The organism is Collinsella sp. CLA-ER-H4 (genome assembly GCF_040092395.1).
Lineage (GTDB): Bacteria > Actinomycetota > Coriobacteriia > Coriobacteriales > Coriobacteriaceae > Collinsella.
The window spans coordinates 161,950-183,102 of sequence record NZ_JBBNLQ010000002.1; the positions used below are offsets into that span (position 1 = coordinate 161,950).

16 protein-coding genes are annotated in these 21,153 nt (G+C 60.0%); 11 read left to right on the plus strand and 5 right to left on the minus strand.

Going from position 1 to position 21,153, the window contains the following annotated elements; all coding sequences use genetic code 11:
• Positions 1–38 precede the first annotated feature (38 nt).
• From AAAX34_RS02770 to AAAX34_RS02785, 4 genes are all read right to left on the minus strand, one after another.
• Positions 39–1,235: an MFS transporter gene (locus tag AAAX34_RS02770; protein WP_195520850.1), complete on the minus strand. Its 1,197-nt coding sequence runs from the start codon at positions 1,233–1,235 to the stop codon at positions 39–41.
• A gap of 120 nt (positions 1,236–1,355) precedes the next feature.
• Positions 1,356–3,767, minus strand: a complete 2,412-nt coding sequence (feoB, locus tag AAAX34_RS02775; RefSeq protein ID WP_152067414.1) for a ferrous iron transport protein B — start codon at positions 3,765–3,767, stop codon at positions 1,356–1,358.
• Positions 3,768–4,353: 586 nt separating this feature from the next.
• On the minus strand, positions 4,354–5,817 hold the full coding sequence (locus AAAX34_RS02780) for a basic amino acid/polyamine antiporter (RefSeq protein WP_148345237.1): 1,464 nt from the start codon (positions 5,815–5,817) through the stop codon (positions 4,354–4,356).
• A 109-nt stretch (positions 5,818–5,926) separates the two neighbouring features.
• Positions 5,927–6,703 carry an arginine deiminase family protein gene (locus AAAX34_RS02785; RefSeq protein ID WP_117635364.1) on the minus strand — a complete coding sequence of 259 codons (777 nt, stop codon included), beginning with the start codon at positions 6,701–6,703 and terminating at the stop codon, positions 5,927–5,929.
• A gap of 255 nt (positions 6,704–6,958) precedes the next feature.
• Between AAAX34_RS02785 and AAAX34_RS02790 the strand changes: the two genes are divergently transcribed.
• Complete coding sequence (locus AAAX34_RS02790) at positions 6,959–7,609, plus strand: GntR family transcriptional regulator (protein WP_117756911.1); 651 nt, start codon at positions 6,959–6,961, stop codon at positions 7,607–7,609.
• Between the two features lie 300 nt (positions 7,610–7,909).
• On the opposite strand, the gene AAAX34_RS02795 is transcribed toward AAAX34_RS02790, so the two are convergent.
• Positions 7,910–8,809, minus strand: a complete 900-nt coding sequence (locus AAAX34_RS02795; protein ID WP_195363880.1) for an alpha/beta hydrolase — start codon at positions 8,807–8,809, stop codon at positions 7,910–7,912.
• A gap of 216 nt (positions 8,810–9,025) precedes the next feature.
• Between AAAX34_RS02795 and AAAX34_RS02800 the strand changes: the two genes are divergently transcribed.
• From AAAX34_RS02800 to AAAX34_RS02845, 10 genes are all read left to right on the plus strand, one after another.
• Entirely contained in the window at positions 9,026–9,616 is a 591-nt protein-coding gene (locus tag AAAX34_RS02800; protein ID WP_006234996.1) for a PTS glucose transporter subunit IIA, read from the plus strand.
• A 181-nt stretch (positions 9,617–9,797) separates the two neighbouring features.
• Entirely contained in the window at positions 9,798–11,201 is a 1,404-nt protein-coding gene (gene asnS / locus AAAX34_RS02805) for an asparagine--tRNA ligase (protein WP_117635367.1), read from the plus strand.
• Between the two features lie 258 nt (positions 11,202–11,459).
• On the plus strand, positions 11,460–12,245 hold the full coding sequence (locus tag AAAX34_RS02810) for a hypothetical protein (RefSeq protein WP_117745796.1): 786 nt from the start codon (positions 11,460–11,462) through the stop codon (positions 12,243–12,245).
• 160 nt (positions 12,246–12,405) lie between these two features.
• Positions 12,406–13,386, plus strand: coding sequence for an ABC transporter substrate-binding protein (locus AAAX34_RS02815; RefSeq protein ID WP_195361885.1), 981 nt, complete (start codon positions 12,406–12,408; stop codon positions 13,384–13,386).
• Between the two features lie 203 nt (positions 13,387–13,589).
• Entirely contained in the window at positions 13,590–14,513 is a 924-nt protein-coding gene (locus AAAX34_RS02820; RefSeq protein WP_006234992.1) for an ABC transporter permease, read from the plus strand.
• Positions 14,506–15,300, plus strand: a complete 795-nt coding sequence (locus tag AAAX34_RS02825; RefSeq protein ID WP_022093887.1) for an ABC transporter ATP-binding protein — start codon at positions 14,506–14,508, stop codon at positions 15,298–15,300. Before AAAX34_RS02820 ends, AAAX34_RS02825 begins: the two co-directional genes overlap by 8 nt.
• 158 nt (positions 15,301–15,458) lie before the next feature.
• On the plus strand, positions 15,459–17,483 hold the full coding sequence (locus AAAX34_RS02830; protein WP_349109897.1) for a 5'-nucleotidase C-terminal domain-containing protein: 2,025 nt from the start codon (positions 15,459–15,461) through the stop codon (positions 17,481–17,483).
• A gap of 129 nt (positions 17,484–17,612) precedes the next feature.
• Positions 17,613–18,380, plus strand: coding sequence for a mechanosensitive ion channel domain-containing protein (locus AAAX34_RS02835; RefSeq protein ID WP_195239368.1), 768 nt, complete (start codon positions 17,613–17,615; stop codon positions 18,378–18,380).
• A 93-nt stretch (positions 18,381–18,473) separates the two neighbouring features.
• On the plus strand, positions 18,474–20,390 hold the full coding sequence (locus AAAX34_RS02840) for a BMP family ABC transporter substrate-binding protein (RefSeq protein WP_349109898.1): 1,917 nt from the start codon (positions 18,474–18,476) through the stop codon (positions 20,388–20,390).
• Positions 20,387–21,097: a metallophosphoesterase gene (locus tag AAAX34_RS02845; protein ID WP_349109899.1), complete on the plus strand. Its 711-nt coding sequence runs from the start codon at positions 20,387–20,389 to the stop codon at positions 21,095–21,097. The genes AAAX34_RS02840 and AAAX34_RS02845 overlap by 4 nt, the downstream gene beginning before the upstream one ends.
• Positions 21,098–21,153 lie beyond the last annotated feature (56 nt).

A 21,153-nucleotide genomic window follows, 5' to 3' on the forward strand; every position in this document is an offset into this window, starting at 1 on the left:
ACAGGAACTATTCCACCGCAACTGATGAGGGGACGTGGCTAGGCGACGGGCTTGGCGCGGCGGATGGCTGGGAACATCACCGTGATGGCGAGGATAACGCCCACGACGGCAATCGCCCCGCCCACAAAGCCGATCCAGGCGATACCGGGACCCGAAACCACGGCTCCGCCGATCGCGGTACCCGTGCCGATACCGAGGTTGAACAGGCCCGAGAAGATCGACATGGCGACGGCCGACGAATCTGCCGGCGTGTGCTTGATGAGCTCGGCCTGAAACGCCACGTTAAAGGCCGTGGCGCAGCAACCCCACAGTGCGCAGACGGCAAGCACTGTCACGAGCGACGATGCGGCCGGCCCCATGAGCAGCAGGGCCACCGGCACGCCGGAGAGCGTGATAGCCAAGAACGGGAAGCGATGCCCATCGAACAGGCGGCCAAACAGCCAGCTTCCGAGCAAACCAGAGCAGCCAAACGCCGTCAGCGTCATGGTAATGGCGCCCGCATCGACGTGCGCGACCTGCGCCAGGAAGGGCTCGATATAGCTGTAGCTTGCGTAATAGCCGGTCGCCATGAAGACCGTGACTGCGTAGAGCGCGATGAGGAGCGGGTTCTTGAGCAGCTCGGGCAGCTGTTTGACGGTAAAGCGCTCACCCGCCGGCATGGCCGGGAACACCGCTGCCTGGTAGACGACCGCGATGGCTGAGAGGCCCCCGACCACGGCAAACGTCATGCGCCAGCCCACGGCCAAGCCAATAGCGCGACCGAGCGGCAGGCCAAAGATCTGCGCGATGGACGAGCCCGTAGCGATCATGCTGATGGCGAGCGCGCCGTGGCGAGTGTCGACCAGGCGCGAGGCCATAATCGAGGCGACTGACCAGAACACGGCATGTGCGCAAGCGACCACCAGGCGCGCGCAGACCAGGATGGGATAGGTCGGCGCCACAGCGGACAGGAACTGACCGAGCGAGAACACGGCCAGCACGCCCAGCAGCATCCGCTTGAACTCAAAGCGCGAGGCGAACACCATGAGCGGCAGCGACAGCAGCATGACGCCCCAGGCATAGACCGAGATCATGATGCCCGCCTGGGCCTCGGTGAGCGAGAACGACGCGGCGATATCAGTCAAAAGGCCGATGGGCATAAACTCCGACGTGTTGAACACGAACGCACAGCAGGTGAGCCCGACGAGTGGGAGCCATTGCTTGAGCGTGATGCCGTCTTGCCTTGTCTGAGTCATATATAACGTCTCCAATCGTTTTGAGCGGAGGCGATTATATAGCAACGGCCCCGCATCCGTCAGTACAGATGCGGGGCCGAAAACAATTCGATACACAGAGGTTGCGCCGTCAATTCATAACTAAGCCAACCCCAGCAATATGCCCGCCGAATGCACGACAAACGCCACGATCCAGGCAACGGCGACCTGAAACGCGAATACGGCCACGGCATAGCGCGCGCCCAACTCGCTCTTGACGGCGCCGATTGCCGCCACACAAGGCGGATACAGCAACGTAAAGACCAAGAACACGTAGGCGGTAAACGGCGAAAACATGGTCGACAGCGCCGCGGGCGACGTTGCGCCCAAAAGCACCGTGAGCGTCGAGATGACGCTCTCCTTGGCAATGAGCCCCGTGACGAGCGCCGTCGAGGCGCGCCAGTCGCCAAAGCCGAGCGGGGCCAACACCGGCGCGATGATGCTACCCAGACCGGCAAGCAGGCTTTGCGACTGATCGGCGACCACATTAAAGCGAATGTCGAACGTCTGAAGGAACCAGATGACCACGGTAGCGGCAAAGATAATGGTAAAAGCCTTGGTAATAAAGTCCTTGGCCTTATCCCATGCCAGCATCACCGTCGTCTTGACGCTCGGCAGGCGGTAATTGGGAAGCTCCATGATAAACGGCACCGGGTCGCCCTTAAATGCCGTGCGGTTGAGCACCAAAGCCGCGATACAGCCGACCACGATACCGATCAGATAGAGCGAGACCATGGCGGGAACCGTCGCCTGCGGGAAAAACGCCCCGCACAGCAAGCCGTAAACCGGCAACTTGGCTGAGCAGCTCATAAACGGCGTGAGCATGACCGTCATCTTGCGGTCGTGCTCGGATGGGAGCGTACGGGTCGACATGATAGCCGGCACGGTACAGCCAAAACCGACGAGCATGGGCACGAAGCTGCGGCCCGACAAGCCAAAGCGACGCAACACCTTATCCATGACAAAGGCCACGCGCGCCATGTATCCGGAGTCTTCCAGAATGGAGAGGAACAAAAAGAGCACGACGATAATCGGCAGGAAGGTCAGCACGCTGCCCACACCCGTAAGCACGCCGTCGACAGCCAGCGAGCGCACCACGTCGTTGGTGCCGAACGCCTTGAGGCCTGCATCGGCCGAGGCGATGATGGCAGCGATGCCGTCCTCCATAAGTCCCTGTAACGCCGCGCCGATCACGCCAAACGTCAGCCAAAAGACGAGGCCCATGATCACCAGAAACGCCGGAATGGCTGTGTAACGACCTGTCAGGATGCGGTCAATCTTGACGGAGCGCACGTGCTCGCGGCTTTCGTGCGGCTTGACGACGCAACGCCCGCACACGTCGCCGATAAAGCTAAAACGCATATCGGCCAACGCAGATAGGCGGTCGGTGCCGGCCTCGCCCTCCATCTGGGTAATGATGTGCTCGATAGCGTCGAGCTCATTGCGATCCAGGTGAAGCGCCTCGGTTACCAGCTCATCGCCCTCGACCAGCTTGGTCGCCGCAAAGCGCACCGGGATGTGCGCCGTCACGGCATGGTCCTCGATCAGGTTAGCAATACCGTGGATGCAGCGATGCAGCGCACCGCCGTCCGGACCGTCGGGCGCGCAAAAGTCCAGGCGACCAGGGCGCTCGCGGAACCGCGCCACGTGCAGGGCGTGGTCCACCAGCTCGCCGATGCCCTCGTTGCGGGCAGCGCTAATGGGGACAACGGGCACGCCCAACAGGCTCTCGAGCAAGTTGACGTCTACGGCGCCGCCGTTGGCGGTCACCTCGTCCATCATGTTGAGCGCGATGACCATAGGACGGTCAAGCTCCATGAGCTGCAGTGTCAGGTACAGGTTGCGCTCGATGTTGGTGGCGTCAATGATGTCGATGATGGCGTCCGGACGCTCGTCGAGGATGAACTGACGGCTCACGACCTCCTCGCCTGTGTACGGCGACAGGGAGTAAATGCCGGGCAGGTCGGTAACGCTCGCCTCGGGATGGTTACGGATGGTGCCATCTTTGCGGTCGACCGTCACGCCGGGAAAGTTACCGACGTGCTGGTTGGAGCCCGTCAGCTGGTTGAATAACGTGGTCTTGCCGCAGTTTTGGTTGCCGGCGAGGGCAAAGTGCAGCGGCGCGCCCTCTGGCACGGCCGTCTTTGCCGCACGGGGCGAATACGTACCCTCGCCCAGGGCCGGATGCTCCGTCGTGCCGATTGCGGCGTTAGCGCGCGGACCCGTATCGGTGTCGTGAATACCCACGAGCTCGATGCGAGCGGCATCGTCCTTACGCAGTGTCAACTCGTAGCCACGCAGGCGGATCTCGAGCGGGTCGCCCATGGGGGCGTACTTCATCATGGTGACTTCGGTGCCCGGCGTTAGACCCATGTCCAAAATATGCTGTCGGAGTGCCTGATCGTCCGATGCCACCGATGCGACAACGGCGTCCTTTCCAATCTCGAGTGTATCGAGCTTCACGTCCGTGTTCCTCCCCCGGCGCCCACAGGGCGTTGTATTTATGTTCACCATGGCTAACCGTTTGCCATGGCTAACCAATTTTAACCATGCATGATAGCGCGAACATGCAACGATGTTCAATCAACAGATCGGTGCAAGGGGAATTCTGGGCCATTGCTTCCCAGACGGGCCTGCTGCGGAAACCGAATCCCACTCCGGAACACCTAAACGGGATGGGCTTTCCGGTTGAGGCATCTAGCGGAAACTGCAGCCCGGAATCGGCGCTCAGACTGGGATGCAATTTCCCAATGGGGCCCTCGGGGAAACTGCGGCCCGGAATCTGCTCTCGAAACGGGACGCGGTTTCCCCGAGGACCGAAACAGCCGCCCGCCCCTCGACAAAATGATCCGTTCCCTCCGTCGCATGCGGAACATCCAAGGAGTGTCCCAGGGTGCCGACACAATAGGAACGTCCCCAGCTGCCGGCAGCATTTCGCCGCAACAGCAAAAGCCCGCGCTGGCAACAAATGTCACCTGCGCGGGCTTGGTGGGCGCTCACAAAGGCACGTTACAGAGGCCCACGTCAGTTATGGATTACCGGACGGCACCGGCACGCGATGCCTCCGTCGGCTTACCAAGCGATGAAGATTGCCGCAGTCTTAGACTATCGGCGCAATGCCGGCAAAGTGCAGATACAGCGAAATGATTGCCACGACAATGACCACCGCTGCGATCAGCTTGTCGTGCAGATGCGGAAGCACCGGTTTACCGCGGCCTCGCTCGCCCAGCATATAAACGGGAATGGCCGGAGCAAAAAGAATCGTCGTGATCATAACGCCCTGAAGACCCGTCGACCACACCAGGAACAATGTGTAGATGAAGCCGAGCGTACCGAAGAAGCGGGCTTTGCCGACGCTGGGCGCATGCGGCCCGTCCAGATGCTCGTTCTTCCAGCCAATCACCATGTAATAGGCAGCCGAGCAGACATACGGAACCAGAATCGTGTTGACTGCGCAGCTATAGAAGAACTGGTAGGTGCTCGCCGCCACATACGACACGATCAAGAAGAGCTGCGTGATGCCGGAGCTCACGAGAACCGTTACCACCGGGGCGTCGTGCTTGTTCGTCTTGGCAAACGCCAGAGGGAAGGATCCCTGGCGCGCTGCCTCGAACGGCGTCTCGGACGCAATGATGACATAGCCCAGCAGCGCGCCGACCAACGAAAGGATAACGCCAAGGTTTACGATGGCAGCACCAACCGGACCGATTGCGCACTCGAGAATTCCCGCCATGGAGGGCGTTGCAAGCTGTGCCATCTCCTCGCGCGGCATAATGCCGAGCGACAGCATCGAGATGATCAGATACAGCGTGAATACAGCCGCAAATCCGAGCGCCGTCGAGCGACCGACGTCACGCACGTACTTTGCACGGCCCGAGATAACGACTGCGCCCTCGATGCCCGTGAAGACCCAGACAAGGGCGATCATGGTCGAGACAACCTGCTCGCCAAAGCCAGGACCAGCCGGCTCTCCCCAGAAGTTGTCCATAAAGATATCGACGTTGAACTTACCCAGGAGCACGATACTCAGCACAAAGAGCCCCAGCGGCACCAGCTTCGCCAACGTGACGATCGTGTTAATGCCCGCAGCCTCCTTAACGCCACGAAGCACAAGGGCGGTAAGGAACCACAAAAACACGCTGGCGCAGACGATAGAAAGCAGGTTGTTACCCGCGCCAAACGCGGGGAAGAAATAGCCCAGCGCGCTAAACAGCAAGAGCGCAAAGCTCACGTTGGAAAGACATGCGCTGATCCAGTAGCCCCAAGCGGAGTTGAATCCAATGTAATCGCCAAAACCGGCCGCAGCGTATGCATAGATGCCGCCGGTCAGGTCGGGACGGGCCTGAGACAAACCGTTGAACACCATCATCAGCGCAAAGACGCCAATAAAGCAAATTCCCCACGAGACGATAACCGCACCGGTATTTGCCCCGCCTGCTGCCATATCGCCGGCAAGCGAAAAGATGCCGCCACAAATACTGGCGGTAATGACCATCATGGTCAGACGAAAGAGATCGAGGCCATTAGGGTCGATAATCTCTTCATTTTGAGCTTTAGAGGCCATTGTATGTGCACCCCCTTCATCATGTGACCGAACGAAAGATGGCCCGGACGTCCCGAATCGGGTGCCGGGCCATCGGTCAAGCGATCATCAGACTGTTACAGCTATCGCGTTAGAAGCGCAGCGACAGGCAAGAAAGGCCGCCGTCGACCTTGCGATACTCGGAGGTGTCAACGACGAGTGTCTTGTAGCCCAGATCCTGCACGGCCTTGAGCACAGTCGGATAGCCCTCGGCAACGATGACCGTACCGTTGACCCAGATGCAGTTGGCGCCGTATGCCTCGTCCTCGGGCACGACGATCTTGTTGTACTGGGCAAAGTCGGGCTTATCGATGAACTCACCAGAGACGAGCATGTTGTTGTCCTCGATGTAGTTGACGCCCGTCTTGAGGTGCAGGACCTCCTCCAGCGGAACCTCAGAACCCTCGAGGCCCCAGCCCTCGAGAATCTCACAGAACTGGCGGATGCCCTCTTCGTTGGTACGAGCGGAGCGACCGACGTAGAAATGGTCACCGACCATCATGACGTCGCCGCCGTCGAGCGTGCCCGGAGAAACGATGTGCTTGACATGCTCGTCGTCAAAGAAGCGACGGACGACCGGCTCGATCTCGTCCTTCTCGCCGTTGCGGCTGTCGGCACCGGGGTTGGTAATGATGGCGCCGCAGCGAGTGATGACGGCCGGATCCTCGACGAAGCAGCTGTCGGGATACTGCTCGAGGGCAGGCAGCACCGACACGTCCACGCCACACTGCTCGAGCGCATGCTCGTAATCGTAGTGCTCCTCGATGGCGCGCTCGTAGATGGGCTGGCCAAGCTCGGGGGCACTCGTGATGCCATTGCTCAGGGACTTGCCGGGGCGGCGGATGATGACGTGGCTGAACTTGGTCATGATGATCCTCCTTGGATCTCTTAGCAGAGAGCGGGACTTCTTCGCGCCCGCCTTCCTTTCGATGGCTTTATCTTAGGGCGGTTTTCCTGTTTTGTATATTGTATACAATCCTGAACGGTAGGTATTCTTCGGTAAGCGTATTCTTACGTATCGGCGCAAAGTAGCATGATTTAGCTGGTCGTTCTATAATTCAACTGAGCTATTCAAGTGAAACGTATTTGCTTTTAGAAATATACCGTTAAGGAACATAGGCTCATGGAAACGCTCAGAAGGCCCCTGAAAGACCACGTATACGACTACATTTCGAGCCGTATTGACGCCGGCGAGCTTTCGGCCGGCGACCGGCTGAGCGAGCAAGCGATCTGCGACGCCATGGGCGTGTCGCGCACGCCGGTCCGCGAAGCGCTCATCCAGCTCGCAAGCGACGGTTATCTGGACAATCTCCCCCGCCGCGGATTCCGCGTCCGTGGGTTCGATCAGCAAAACGCCGTTGAAGTCTTTGAGATTATGGGGCCGCTCGACGGGCAGGCCGCATATCTCGCCTGTCCGAACCTAACCGACGATGACATTACGCAGCTTAAATTTCTCGTCGGCTCCATGGACCTCGCGATCCAAGGCGGTCTCATCCGAAAGTACGACGACATTCAGCGAGACTTTCATCTAACGTACTTCAACCGCTGTGGCAACGACCGTCTGCGCGATATGATCTCGCAGCTCGAACGCTGCTTTATCAAGCGCGATTACGAAACTGTCGACCAGGAAACGGCGTGTAAACTGCTCAATAAAGCCAACAGCGAACATGCTCATATTCTTGAGTTGTTCGAAGCACGAGATGCGACGGGCGTGCGCGACTACGTTCGCGATGTCCATTGGAACACAGAAAACGCCCAGTTCACCGTCTGGTAGGAAACGATGCCCTTGCGGAAAGCGTGTCCCGTTATTCCCGCTCGAAACGGGTCGCAGTTTCCCAACGGGGCCCCTCGGGGAAACTGCGACCCAGAATTTGAGCTCGAAACGGGATGTGGTTTCCAAATCGAGGCCCTATGGGAAACTGCATCCCGCCTTCGAGGGCAAAACAGGGACGTAGTTTCCGGACGGGACATCAAAAACAAAGTTGCGGTGGAATAGTTCCTGGATGGGCTGGTTGATGCCCCAGATCGGAACTATTTCACCGCAAGTTATTGAAGGGCTGGGATGCCCGTCCTCTTACAGATGGCGCTCCAGGAAGCGGAAGGCTAGGCGGATCCAGGGACGGACCGCCACCTGCTTGTCCTCGTTGTCGACCGCGGTGTTGGCGTTGCCGAGCGAAAGGCCGTGGCCGCCCTGGTCAAAAACGTGCATCTCGCATGCAACGCCCTCCTCGGCCATGCGCTGCGCAAACGGGTAGACCTGCGCGATCGGCGCCGTCTTGTCGTCGGACACGCCCCACACAAAGGTCGGCGGCATCTGACGCGAAACATGCGTGGTGGGGCAGATGTCGGCCAGATGCTCGTCAGTTGCCTCGCCGCCCGTCACCATCGACAGGTAGTCGTTGAGCAAATCGCGTCCCGTCTTGCCGCCCGTCTTGGGCACGCGCAAGTCAATGCGCGGATCGCGCGTCTGCATGTCGCGCACATAGGCAAAGTCGAGCAATGGATAGCCCAGCACCACGGCATCGGGACGAATGTCGTCCGGACGCGCCCCGGCAAGTGCCGCAAAGGGGCCGGTCTTCCACTGTGTTGCCAGCGAGGCGCAAATCATGCCGCCAGCAGAAAAGCCCACGACGCACACGCGCTTAGGATCGACATGCCACTCGTCGGCGTTGGCGCGCACCGTGGCGACCATCTTGGCAAGATCTGCCTGGGGGTGCGGAAAGCTCACGTCACCCGTAGAACTCGTGACATAGTTGAGCACAAAGGCCTGGTAGCCGCGATCCAAAAATGCAAACGCCACCGGGTCCTGCTCGTGCGGAGCGATATGCGTAAACCCGCCTCCGCCGCAGATGATCACCGCGGGGCGGCGGCCATTCGGTTTATCGGGCAGCGGCTCGGCACCCAAATACGTAAACGTCGCCGGATAATCCTCGGTCGGCTCCTCGCCCCACAGCGCATGGTTCTCGACAATCATATGTGCTCCCTTCGCGCAAATTATGCGCCCTTGTTTTTCGCCTTCAAGCGTACCCCACTTGAACCCGTGGCGCAGAAACACTCCGGCAATAAGTTTCCCTTCAACTGATATATCACATAATCCCAGTTCAGAGGTATCTTTGAGCAGCGTAGAATAGGGGCGTTGACCAAGCCGCGAAACACATATGAAACGTTTCCGGCAAACCAAACGCGCGATATGCGCCTATTTAAGTTGGAGGCAACTATGGGTCTGCTCGATTCGCTTAAGTCCACCTTCACCTCGACCGGCGAGGCGTCCGTTCCGCCCGCAGCAAGCTTCGCTACCCGCGAAGGCGTCATCTATGCCCCCGTCAACGGCGTGCTCGTCAACCTGAACGAGGTTCCCGACGAGACGATCGCCTCGGGCATGCTTGGCCAGGGCTATGGCATCGAGCCCATTACCGGCACCATCTATGCGCCCGCCAACGGCCGCATCGGTGCCACCACTGTCACCAACCACTCCATCGGCATGATCACCGAGGACGGCCTGCGCGTGTTCATCCATGTTGGCCTGGGCACCGTGGAAATGAACGGCAAGGGTTTTGCCCGCTTTGTCGAGATGGGCGATGTGGTCAAGGCAGGCCAGCCGCTCATCAGCTTCGACCGCGAGGCCATTAAGGCCGCTGGTCACGAGGACATCGTGACCGTCATCGTCTCCGAGCTCGATCGTCTTAAGAGCATCGACCATGTCGGCGAGTCTGGAACGCTTATCGGCGGCAACCCGCTCGTCAAGCTGGGCGATCCGCTGCTGGTTGCCAAGACCAAGTAGCCAGGCCCCGCGCCACACAGCCAAAAGGTACCTCGTCAAGCGCCCACGACCATTTGGCCGCGGGCGCTTTTCGTTTGAAAAACCATCCCGCCAATGCCTTATCTGTATAGCCCAAATGAGCCGAGCTGCTAGAATATCGAACTGTATGGATAACTATCATTCAACCGTTATGGGAGGATACGTGAACCGCACCAAAATCGCGCAGCTCTATGCCGATGCCGAGTCGCTCGGCGGCCAGACCGTCACCGTCGCCGGCTGGGTCAAGTCCGTCCGCGACATGAAGAACTTTGGCTTCGTTACGCTCAACGACGGCAGCTGCTTCCGCGACCTGCAGGTCGTCATGAACCGCGAGGCACTCGACAACTACGACGAGATCGCCCATCAAAACGTCTCGGCCGCACTCATTTGCACCGGCACCGTCAAGCTGACCCCCGATGCGCCCCAGCCTTTCGAGCTTTCTGCCACCTCCATCGAGGTCGAGGGCGTCAGCGCCCCGGATTACCCGCTGCAGAAGAAGCGCGCAACCGTCGAGTTCCTACGCACCCAGCAGCACCTGCGCCCGCGCACCAACCTGTTCCGCGCCGTGTTCCGCATCCGCTCTGTCGCGGCTGCCGCCATCCACCGCTTCTTCCAGGAGCAGGGCTTTGTCTACGTCAACACCCCCATCATCACCACGAGTGACTGCGAGGGCGCCGGCGAGATGTTCCGCGTGACCACGCTCGACCCCAAAAATCCGCCCCTCACCGAGTCCGGCGAGGTCGACTGGAGCCAGGACTTCTTTGGCAAGCATGCAAGCCTCACCGTGTCCGGCCAGCTCAATGCCGAGAACTTTGCCATGGCCTTTGGCGACGTGTACACCTTTGGCCCCACCTTCCGTGCCGAGAACTCCAACACCACGCGCCACGCCGCCGAGTTTTGGATGATCGAACCCGAGATGGCCTTTGCCGACCTTAACGACTACATGGATAACGCCGAGGCCATGCTCAAGTATGTCCTCAAGGACGTCATGGCAACCTGCCCCGACGAGCTCAATATGCTCAACAAGTTTGTGGACAAGGGTCTGCTCGAGCGCCTGGACCATGTCGCCAACTCCGACTTTGCCCGCGTTACCTACACCGAGGCCGTCGAAATCCTGGAGCAGGCCGTCGCCGCCGGTCACAAGTTTGACTATCCCGTGAGCTGGGGCATCGACCTGCAGACCGAGCACGAGCGCTTCCTGACCGAGGAGCACTTTAAGCGCCCGACCTTCGTGACCGACTACCCGGCCGAGATCAAGGCGTTCTACATGCGCATGAACGAAGACGGCAAGACCGTCGCCGCCGCCGACTGCCTAGTTCCCGGTATCGGCGAGATTATCGGCGGCTCCCAGCGCGAGGAGCGCCTGGATCTGCTCGAGGCCCGCATCAAGGACCTGGGCATGAATCCCGAGCAGTACAAGTACTACCTTGACCTGCGCCGCTACGGTTCCTGCAAGCACGCCGGCTACGGTCTGGGCTTCGAGCGCTTGGTCATGTATCTGACCGGCGTGGGCAACATCCGCGACGTCCTGCCGCACCCGCGCACCGTGGGCAACGCCGACTTCTAATCGTCGGACGCCAGCTCGCGTCGCCACACGCCAACGCTCATCGCATAAGCGTCTCTCGACATCGGTCGAGAGACGCTTTTTTCAACAGCATCCGTCAAGCTTTTGGCAAGTTTTTGGTCAGTTGAGCAGGGCTGTTGAAAACTCGACCCGCCGTTTGCCGACGACTACCGACCGCCCAGAGCGCCCTGCGCCCCTAGGAAAGCCCCACGTCCTAGGCTCCATACCGTCGCCACCCAAAACGGAAAGGACGTGGGCACGATGACCGAAGCCGCTGTTGAAACCTACGACACCACGACGAGGGGCGCCGCCTCGATGGCAGCCTATCGCGCCGTTCGCATCCTGCAACTATTAAGCGAAAACACCGGCGAGGACAAGGCCATGCTTTCCGATGAGCTAATCCGGCGCCTCGCCCATCCCGACGACCCCGCCCGCATGCCCATCTCGGCGGCGCGGCGCAGCATCTACACCGCCATCTCCGCGCTTCGCCATGCCGGATACGAAATTGAGTACAAACGCGGCGTGGGCTACAAACTTCTTACCCGCCCGCTCACCGATGAAGAGATCATCCGGCTCCACGGTATGGTCATGCGCAACCGCTCCACGCCTATCGCTATCCGCAAGAGCATGGCGCAGCACTTAGTTGCCATGGCGAGCGCCGACGTTCGCGGCTACCTCGATACACCCGAACCCGCTCCAAGCGCAGGCAGCAAGGCTACCAAGGCAACACGCACGCCCATCAAGCGCATCGACACGTGCGAGCTCGTCGAGCAGGCCATCGACCACGGAACCACGGTGAGTTTTGATATTTCGAGCGTCACGACACGCGGCGAAACCGAAGCAGCACGGATGACACTCCGTCCCTTTGCCATCAGGCAGCGCGATGGCATCTCGTATCTGCTGGGAACGGTCTACGACGCCCGAGGCACCGACGATACGCTGCGCACCGTCGAGATCGCCCGTATGAGAAACGTCAGCACGCGCCTGCTCGACGGCAAGAAACTCTTCGCCGCCCTGGACGAGGACGACGCCTCCTCCGCCGCATAAGACCCTCCGCCGCCCATTCGACTACCCGTACCGCCCATCCGATTCTGTATTAAAAAACCCGCCAGGCTGTTGTAAAAATGGACATCAGCGCTACTATAGTTCCACTTGCACTTTGTCCCAGTGCAGTGTTTCCAGCCATTTTTATACTGGGGGTAATGATATGAAGGACATCACCATCAGCCGCAGGAGCCTTCTGGTCTCCGCCGGCCTGCTCGCGCTCGCCCCGCTCGCCGGATGCGGCGGCAACTCTGGTTCCGGCTCCGCTGCCGCCGGTTCCGACTACACCATCGGCGTTCTGCAGCTCACCGAGCACTCCGCGCTCGATGCCGCCAACGACGGCTTTGTCAAGGCCATCAAGAAGAGCGGCCTTAAGGTCAAGATCGACCAGAAGAACGCCCAGAACGACCAGTCCACGTGTAAGTCCATTGCCGACAAGTTTGTGGGCGACAACGTCAACCTGATTTATGCCATCGCCACGCCCGCCGCGCAGGCTGCCGCCGGCGCCACGGCCGATATCCCCATCGTGGGCTGTGCCATCACCGACTACGCCGCCTCCGGCCTGGTCCAGGACAACGACAAGCCGGGCACCAACGTCACGGGCGCTTCCGACCTCACCCCGGTCGCCGAGCAGCTCGAGATGATGCAGAAGGTCCTGCCCGACGTTAAAAAGGTCGGCCTGCTCTACTGCACCGCCGAGTCCAACTCCGACGTCCAGATCAAGGCCGCCAAGAAGGAACTCGACAAGCTGGGCCTCGAGTACACCGATTTCACCGTCTCGAGCTCCAACGAGATTCAGTCCGTCGTCGAGTCTGCCGTGGGCAAGGTCGACGCGCTGTACTCCCCCACCGACAACACCATCGCCGCGGGTGCCTCGCAGGTCGGCCAGATCTGCAAGGAGAACAAGCTCCCCTTCGTGACTGGCGAGGAGGGTATGTGCATGGCCGGCGGCCTGTTCACCCTCTCCATCAACTATGAGGACCTGGGCTACGCCGCGGGCGAGATGGCCGTTAAGATCCTGAAGGGCGAGGCCAAGCCCGAAGACATGCCAATCAAGCACCTCTCGAGCAAGGACCTGGTCGTCGTCAAGAATGACGAGATGGCCGAGGCCCTGGGCATCGACCTTTCCGCTCTGGACGCGTAATGCCATACGCGGCATGCGTCTAGAGCCCGTGCTCGCGCTTTAGCCGCGTTATTCAATATCTGAGCCACAGGGGCGGGCGCTGTAGACCGGCGTCCGCCCTGCTTGTTTCAGGTAAAACAAAACGTCTGTCCGCAGCTCTTCTATGCATTGTTACCGCTATTATGGTGAATCACGTGTCCACCCTATCCTAGGAGGTATGAAGCATGCTCATTGCATTGCAGGGCGCCGTTTCGCAGGGCGTCCTCTGGGGCATTATGGTGCTTGGCGTGTTTATCACGTTCCGCCTGCTCGACATTCCCGATATGACCTGCGACGGCAGCTTTGCCCTCGGCGGCTGCGTCTGCGCTGTGCTCATCGTCAATAACAACGTCGACCCGCTGCTCGCCGTGCTGGCCGGCATGTGCGCCGGCGCCATCGCGGGCGCCGTCACGGGCATTTTGACCACCGTCTTTGAGATTCCCGCGATCCTCGCCGGAATCCTCACCCAGATCAGCCTGTGGTCCATCAACCTGCGCATCATGGGCAAGTCCAATACGCCCATTCTTGCCAAGGGCACCGTGTTCTCGGCCGTCAGCAATATGACCGGTCTGCCGCAGTCCACCGTTGCCATCATCTTGGGCATCCTGCTCGCCGTGGCTATCGTTGCCATCCTGTATTGGTTCTTTGGCACCGAGATCGGCTCGGCGCTGCGCGCCACCGGCAACAACGAGTACATGATCCGCGCTCTGGGCGTCAACACCAACTCCACCAAGATGATCGCCCTCGTGCTCTCCAACGCCCTCATCGGCCTTTCGGGCGCGCTCATCTGCCAGAGCCAAAAGTATGCCGACATTGGTATGGGCACCGGTGCCATCGTTATCGGTCTTGCCGCCATTGTTATCGGCGAGGTGCTCGGCCGCCTGCTGCCCGGCGGACTCACGCAGTTTAGCGTCCGCCTAGCCTCTGCCGTCTTTGGCTCCGTGGTCTACTTCCTTATCCGCGCCATCGTGCTGCAGTTGGGCATGGACGCCAACGACATGAAGCTGCTCTCCGCCGTGATCGTCGCCGTGGCCCTGTGCGTGCCCGTGGTTTGGGAGCGCTATAAGCTCCGCAGCTCCTACACGAAGGGAGATGAGGCAGATGCTTAAGCTCTCGCACGTCAAAAAGACCTTTAACAAGGGCACCGTCACCGAGAAGCGCGCTCTTACCGGTGTCGACCTCACCCTTAACGACGGCGACTTTGTAACCGTGATCGGCGGCAACGGCGCCGGCAAGTCCACGCTGCTCAACATGATCGCCGGCGTGTATCCGCTCGATTCGGGCGTTATCGAGCTTGACGGCACCGATATCTCGCGCCTGAGCGAGTCGCAGCGTGCCAAGTACCTGGGCCGCGTGTTCCAGGACCCCATGCGCGGCACCGCAGCCGACATGCAGATCGCCGAGAACCTGGCCCTCGCCAAGCGCCGTGGCCAGCGTCGCGGTCTTTCGTGGGGCGTCACCAAGGCCGAGAAGGACGAGTACGTTGAGCTGCTCAAGCGCCTGGACCTCGGTCTGGACACGCGCCTCAACGCCAAGGTCGGCCTGCTTTCGGGCGGTCAGCGCCAGGCACTCACCCTGCTCATGGCCACGCTCACCAAGCCGCGCCTGCTGCTGCTCGACGAGCACACCGCGGCGCTCGACCCCAAGACGGCCTCTAAGGTGCTCAACCTGACCGAGGAGATCGTCGACGAGAACCACCTGACCACGCTCATGGTCACGCACAACATGAACGATGCCATCCGTCTGGGCAACCGTCTGATCATGATGCACGAAGGCCACGTGATCTACGACGTGGCAGGCGATGAGAAGAAGTCGCTCACCGTAGCCGACCTGCTGCAGAAGTTCGAGGAGGTCTCGGGCGGCGAGCTCGCCAACGACCGCATGCTGCTGAGCTAAAACCTGCCAAAAAGGGACAGGTTTATTTTGGTAGGTTTTATCTGCGCAAACGTCAAAACCGCCGCAAAGGGACAGACGCCCTTGCGGCGGTTTTCGCATATTATGTCGATAATCCGATATTCAACCAGACATTCTGGCTAAGGACTAAGGAAACTGCCATGAAAAGACTCCCCCGCCTTGCGTTAGCCGCCGCGTTGTTTGCCGGCGCGCTCGCAGGCATCCCAAGCCTCGCTTTCGCGGGGAACCTGCCCGCCGCTATTGACGGCTCCGTGGCCGTCATGCACACCAACGACATCCACGGCAGCTACAAGTACAGCTACAACGCAAGCAAGGGCACCGGCACTGTCGGCTTTGACGGACTGGCGGTTCTCTATAGCGCCCAAGGCAGCGCCCCCGATCTTCTGCTCGATGCAGGCGACACCTTCCACGGGCAGTCCTTTGCCACCATGAGCGAGGGCAAGAGCATCGCCGAGCTCATGGACACCTTCTACGCCGACGGCTACGACGCGACCACGCCAGGCAACCACGACTGGAGCTACGGCGCGGGCAAACTCCGCACCATGACCGGCTACAGCACCACCGGCACGCCCTTCGCCATGCTCTGCGCGAACGCGAAGTCTACGAGCGGCGTATGGAGCTCGAGCATCACGAAGACGCTCGATCGCACCTGGGAGGATAGCGAAGATCACTCCACATTCGACTACAAAATCAAGGTCGGCGTCGTGGGTGCCATGGATGAGTCGCTGGGATCCTCGCTACGCGCGGACCTGGTCGCGGGCACCAGCTTCTCGAGTGCCGCGAACGCCATCAATGCCGAGGCAGAGCAGCTGCGCAAGGAGGGCTGCGATGTTGTTGTGTGTATTGCGCACACGCTCGACGCCAAGACCTTTGCCACGCGGCTCCGTGGCGTCGATGCCCTTATCGCAGGCCACGAGCACATCAACCTTAACGAAAAGGTGACGGGAGCCGACGGCAAGACGATCCACGTTGTCGAGGCGGGCAGCGCCTTTGCCGAGGTGGGGCTGCTTTCCATTCCGTACAAGTACAACACGAATGACACCGAGACGACCGACGATGACACGGTCACGGTCCCTGCAGACGGCAGCGACGAGAAGCTCTACACCGCCAAGAACGTCAACGACCTTTTGGCAGACCCCGACAAGGGCTCCGACTACCATAGCCGCCTTGAAGACGTCCGCAACAAGATCAAGCCGCTCGACGAGGCCTTTGAAAACGAATCGAACAAGGTGCTCGGCACATCCGCCACCAACTATTTCTACGGCGAGGACGCCGCAGGCACGCATGGTTGGGAAATGGTGCGCACCACTGATTTCCGCCCCAGCAAGGAGGGCGACACCACCAAGGCCCAGACCATCGGCCACGTGATTTGCGGCTCCTATCTTGCCCTGACGGGCGCGGACCTCGCTATCGAAAACGCTGGCGGCATCCGCGGCGGCATCGCGGCGGGCAACGTGACCGCCGGCAACCTCATCGCCATCTCGCCCTACGGCAACACCGTGGAGACCTGGACCATGACCGGCGCGGACTTCCTGGCAGCGCTCGAGCACTCACTGCAGATCAGCGACGAGTGCAATCACAGCTACGAGCTTCAGCAAGCCTACGTGGCAGCCGGCCATACCGAGCAGGAGGCGCAAGACAAGTACAAGTGGCGCGATGACTCTGGCAGCGTTCTCTCCTTTGGCGGCATCAACGTGACGATTGATTGGACGCAGCCCGAAGGCAAGCGCATTGTGAGTGCCACACTCACCAAGGACGGCAGTACGCTCGACCCCGCCAAGACCTATACCGTCGCCACCAACAACTACATCATCACCAACACGACCGACTTTCCCACCTTTGCACACGCCACCAAGTACACCGAGTGGGGCACGTGCGAGGCGGCGCTGAGGGCGCTGATTGGACAGAACGGCTGGGAGAGCAAGATGGCCGGGCTCGCCGGCACCATCGGCTTCGGTTCCGCAGCCGTGGACCCCACGCCCACACCGGCCCCGACGCCTAAGCCCTCGCCTAAGACGGACACGACGACCACGAAGGTCATCACCAAGAAGACGACCGGTAAGCTCGCCGCAACGGGAGACCGCACGCTGGCAGTAGTTGGCGCGTGCCTTATCGGCGGCATCATCGTCATCATGCTCGGCATTATCTGGAAGCGTCGACGCTAAGCTACACCGCCGGGCCTTACAGCCCCGCCGCGTAAACCTTATATCGAGCACAGAAGCCCGTCCGAATTTGATCGGACGGGCTTCTTGGTGGGTATCATGGTTGAACGATCATTAGGAGGTTTTCCCTACATGGAATTGTTTGAGCCGATTCTTCATTTCTTTGAGCAACGGTGGGTCCACAACATCATCTGGGCCGTCATCTTGGCGATAGGCACCGCCGTCGCCGCCAAGGTCGTATCCAAGACCCTGAACCATCTGCTCAACCGAGACGATAACCCGCTTCCGGCATCGAGTATCTTCATCAACATCGCGCGCGCCGTCATCTGGATGATTGGCGGCAGCTTTATCCTCGACAACTGTTTTGGCATTAACGCAAACGCCCTCGTCGCCGCTCTTGGCGTCGGCGGCATCGCCATCTCGCTCGGCTTTCAGGACACGCTGTCAAACCTTATCGGCGGCATGCAGGTGACGTTTATGGGCATCATCAAACCCGGCGACAATATCGAGGTCGGCGGCGTATCCGGCGTTGTCCAAGACATCACTTGGCGCCATACAACGATTGAGGATGCCTGTGGACAGACCATCATTGTGCCCAATTCCAACATCTCCAAGAACACGCTCGTGCATTTGATGCCCTTTGGGCGCGTGGCCGTGCCCGTTGCCGTAAAGGACACGTCTAAGTGGGCTTCCCTTGACGTGCTGGCAGACGAGCTCACGAGCGCAACCAAAACGGCCGTCTCGCCCATCTCGGGCTTTGACAAGGAGCCCTACGTACTCTTTAGCGAAATCGGCGACTTTGGCATCAAAGGAAAGATCATCTTTATCGTCAGCGACGACAGCACTACTTTCACGGCAGCCGACGCCTGCATCCGCGCCATCGCCCCCATCATCGCCTAAACCACCGCAAAGGGGACAGGCATCTTTGTAGTGGTTTTCATTCGTGGTACCATGGTTCATATCGTTGTTTAAACGACTAAGGGAGTAGACACCATGGAAGAGGCCTATCGTCAAGCACGCAAGCGCGGCGAACAGGGACGCCGTCGCGCCATTAGCCAAAGCGAGCATCCATACCTTACAGACCTCGATAGCTTGGTTGCTCAGCTCCCCTTAGGTCAGCGAGTGAGCGTCGGCCTGCGGGATATTCCGCTCGAAATGGTCGTCGGCACGGTCACCAAAGGCCGTCAGTCCGCCTTTTCATGCAACTTTATGCCCCTGCTGCCGTTTAACACCGAGTTCGCCCGCAAGTGGTCCAACCTCTACGACATCCAGGTAACCGAGGGCTATCGCGACCCCATCATCGTCACCGAGTTCATGCATCGGTTCTATGTCCAGGAAGGCAACAAACGCGTCAGTGTCCTCAAATTCCTGGACGCTCCAACGGTTTCGGCCAGGGTCACCCGTCTCTACCCCGGCACATGGGATTCCGTCGAAAGCCGCCTGTACGGTGAATTCTGCGCGTTTTGGCGCGTCTGCCCCCTATACGAGATCGAGTTCTCGCGTGAGGGAAGCTACGAGACGCTCGCCAAGATGCTCGGTCAGAACCTTATCGAAAAATGGCCGCAGAAAAAGGTCGACTACCTGCGCCACACCTTCCTGCTCTTTAAGCGCGCCTACCTTCGCGCAGGCGGCGACCACCTGGACATTACGCCCGCCGACCACATGCTCGTCTACCTCAATGTGTACAACCAGGACCGCCTACTGGATACGCCGACGGATATCGTCGTAAACCGCCTGTGCAAGATTTGGCGCGAGCTGGTCATTGCCGGCAAAAATGACGAGGACAAGGTCGATCTTGTCGAAGCGCCGAGCGTCGATGAGGAGGAGTCGCCCGCCAAGTCCACCTCCGGCGTGCTCAACTTCTTTATGGGCAAGACTGTCTATTCGGCGGCCAACCCCCTGCGTATCGCCTTTATCCATGAGTTCCCCTGTGCGGCGTCGAGCTGGGACAGTCTGCACAACCAAGGACGTCAGTATCTCGATGAGCACTTTGACGGTATCGTGCGCACCGAGGCGTTCGAGGACTGTCACGATCCGGACGTGTTCTACGCCGCCGTGGAAACGGCTGTCAAACATGGAGACAGCGTCATCTTCTCGACCTCGCACCGCCTGATGGAATACACGCTCAGAGCTGCCGTTGAGTATCCCCAGGTTCGGTTCCTTAACTGCTCTATCGGCCTTCCCCACCAAAGCGTTCGTTCGTACTTTGGCAAGATGTACGAGGCCAAGTTCCTCCTGGGCGCCCTTGCCGCCAGCATGGCGGACAACCATCGCATCGGCTACCACGCGTCGGTCTTCGCATCCGGCGCGCTCAGCGAGATCAATGCCTTTGCCATCGGCGCCTCGCTGCTCGACCCCCGCGCGCAAATTATCCTCACCTGGGGCGATGTGCCCGCCGGCGGTCTTGCCGAGGCCATGTGCCGCGAAGGCGTGAGCGTCATGACCGGCGCTGACATGTCAAAGTCGCTCGAAGACCCCACGGCCTACGGACTCCACCGCCTGGTCGATGGCAAGGTTTCCGGCATCGCCATGCCGGTATGGAACTGGGGCCGTTACTACGAGCTCATCGTTCGCAGCCTTCTGCACGGCACGTGGGACGAAACCAGCGATGACAACCAAGTGCGCGCCGTCAACTACTGGTACGGCATGAGCTCCGGCGTTATCGACATCCGTTACGCTCCGGGCCTACCCTACCAGACGCGCAAACTCGTGCAGTTGCTCCGCAACGGCATTGTCGAGGGATCCATCAACCCCTTTGGCGGCGAGCTCCACAGCCAGAACGGCGTGGTACAGATCGAAGGCTTTCCTCCGCTGCCGAGCACGCAGATTGTCGAGATGAATTGGCTGGCGGATAACGTGGTAGGCACCATTCCGCAGCTCGACGATGAGCCGAAAGTCCCTGCCCTATGAAAATCCTTGCCATAGCCGATACCGAAGAACGATGCCTTTGGGAGTGCTTTCGCAAGGAACGCTTTGAGGGAGTCGACCTGATTTTGTCCGCCGGCGATCTGGACCCGGACTATCTTGAGTTTTTGGTTACGGTCATCAACAAGCCGCTCATCTACGTGCGCGGCAATCACGATGACCGCTACGCACGTCATGCACCGGGCGGATGTATCTGCGTGGAAGACAGCGTGTACACGTACCGAGGGATTCGCATTGCGGGCCTTGGCGGGTCCATGCGTTATCGCGACGGCGCCAACATGTACACCGAACGCGAGATGTCCAAGCGCATGCGTAAGCTGTCGCGTAAGGTTAGGATGGTCGGCGGGTGCGACATTCTGCTTACCCATGCACCCGCCGCCGGTATGGGTGATCTGGACAATCTGCCGCATCGAGGGTTTGAGTGCTTTAACACGGCGCTTGAGTCCTGGGGGGCCGACTACATGGTGCATGGGCATGTACACCAAAGCTACGGTTACGATTTTCAGCGCAAGCGGCAGCATGTGTGTGGAACGACGATCATCAACGCCTGCGGCTATACGCAGTTTGAGCTCGACCAGACGCGCTACCCCATCCGTGGCTGGCAGGCAGCCTGGCTCAATTCGCAAACCATGCGCCGCGAGCTCAAACGCCACGATGCCATCGAGTCCTCAACAGCCAGAACACCCTGGTAACCACCTCAAAGGTGCCTGTCCCTTCGTGTTGGTTTTGCCACGAGACAGCAAGAAAC

Coding starts and splice junctions, on each gene's coding strand:
- AAAX34_RS02830 (WP_349109897.1), top strand. CDS start 15,459: ATGAAAAGACTCCCCCGCCTTGCGTTAGCCGCCGCGTTGTTTGCCGGC.
- AAAX34_RS02815 (WP_195361885.1), top strand. CDS start 12,406: ATGAAGGACATCACCATCAGCCGCAGGAGCCTTCTGGTCTCCGCCGGC.
- AAAX34_RS02840 (WP_349109898.1), top strand. CDS start 18,474: ATGGAAGAGGCCTATCGTCAAGCACGCAAGCGCGGCGAACAGGGACGC.
- AAAX34_RS02810 (WP_117745796.1), top strand. CDS start 11,460: ATGACCGAAGCCGCTGTTGAAACCTACGACACCACGACGAGGGGCGCC.
- AAAX34_RS02790 (WP_117756911.1), top strand. CDS start 6,959: ATGGAAACGCTCAGAAGGCCCCTGAAAGACCACGTATACGACTACATT.
- AAAX34_RS02800 (WP_006234996.1), top strand. CDS start 9,026: ATGCGCCTATTTAAGTTGGAGGCAACTATGGGTCTGCTCGATTCGCTT.
- feoB (WP_152067414.1), bottom strand. CDS start 3,767: ATGGTGAACATAAATACAACGCCCTGTGGGCGCCGGGGGAGGAACACG.
- AAAX34_RS02795 (WP_195363880.1), bottom strand. CDS start 8,809: ATGATTGTCGAGAACCATGCGCTGTGGGGCGAGGAGCCGACCGAGGAT.
- AAAX34_RS02785 (WP_117635364.1), bottom strand. CDS start 6,703: ATGACCAAGTTCAGCCACGTCATCATCCGCCGCCCCGGCAAGTCCCTG.
- AAAX34_RS02770 (WP_195520850.1), bottom strand. CDS start 1,235: ATGACTCAGACAAGGCAAGACGGCATCACGCTCAAGCAATGGCTCCCA.
- AAAX34_RS02820 (WP_006234992.1), top strand. CDS start 13,590: ATGCTCATTGCATTGCAGGGCGCCGTTTCGCAGGGCGTCCTCTGGGGC.
- AAAX34_RS02825 (WP_022093887.1), top strand. CDS start 14,506: ATGCTTAAGCTCTCGCACGTCAAAAAGACCTTTAACAAGGGCACCGTC.
- AAAX34_RS02780 (WP_148345237.1), bottom strand. CDS start 5,817: ATGGCCTCTAAAGCTCAAAATGAAGAGATTATCGACCCTAATGGCCTC.
- AAAX34_RS02835 (WP_195239368.1), top strand. CDS start 17,613: ATGGAATTGTTTGAGCCGATTCTTCATTTCTTTGAGCAACGGTGGGTC.
- AAAX34_RS02845 (WP_349109899.1), top strand. CDS start 20,387: ATGAAAATCCTTGCCATAGCCGATACCGAAGAACGATGCCTTTGGGAG.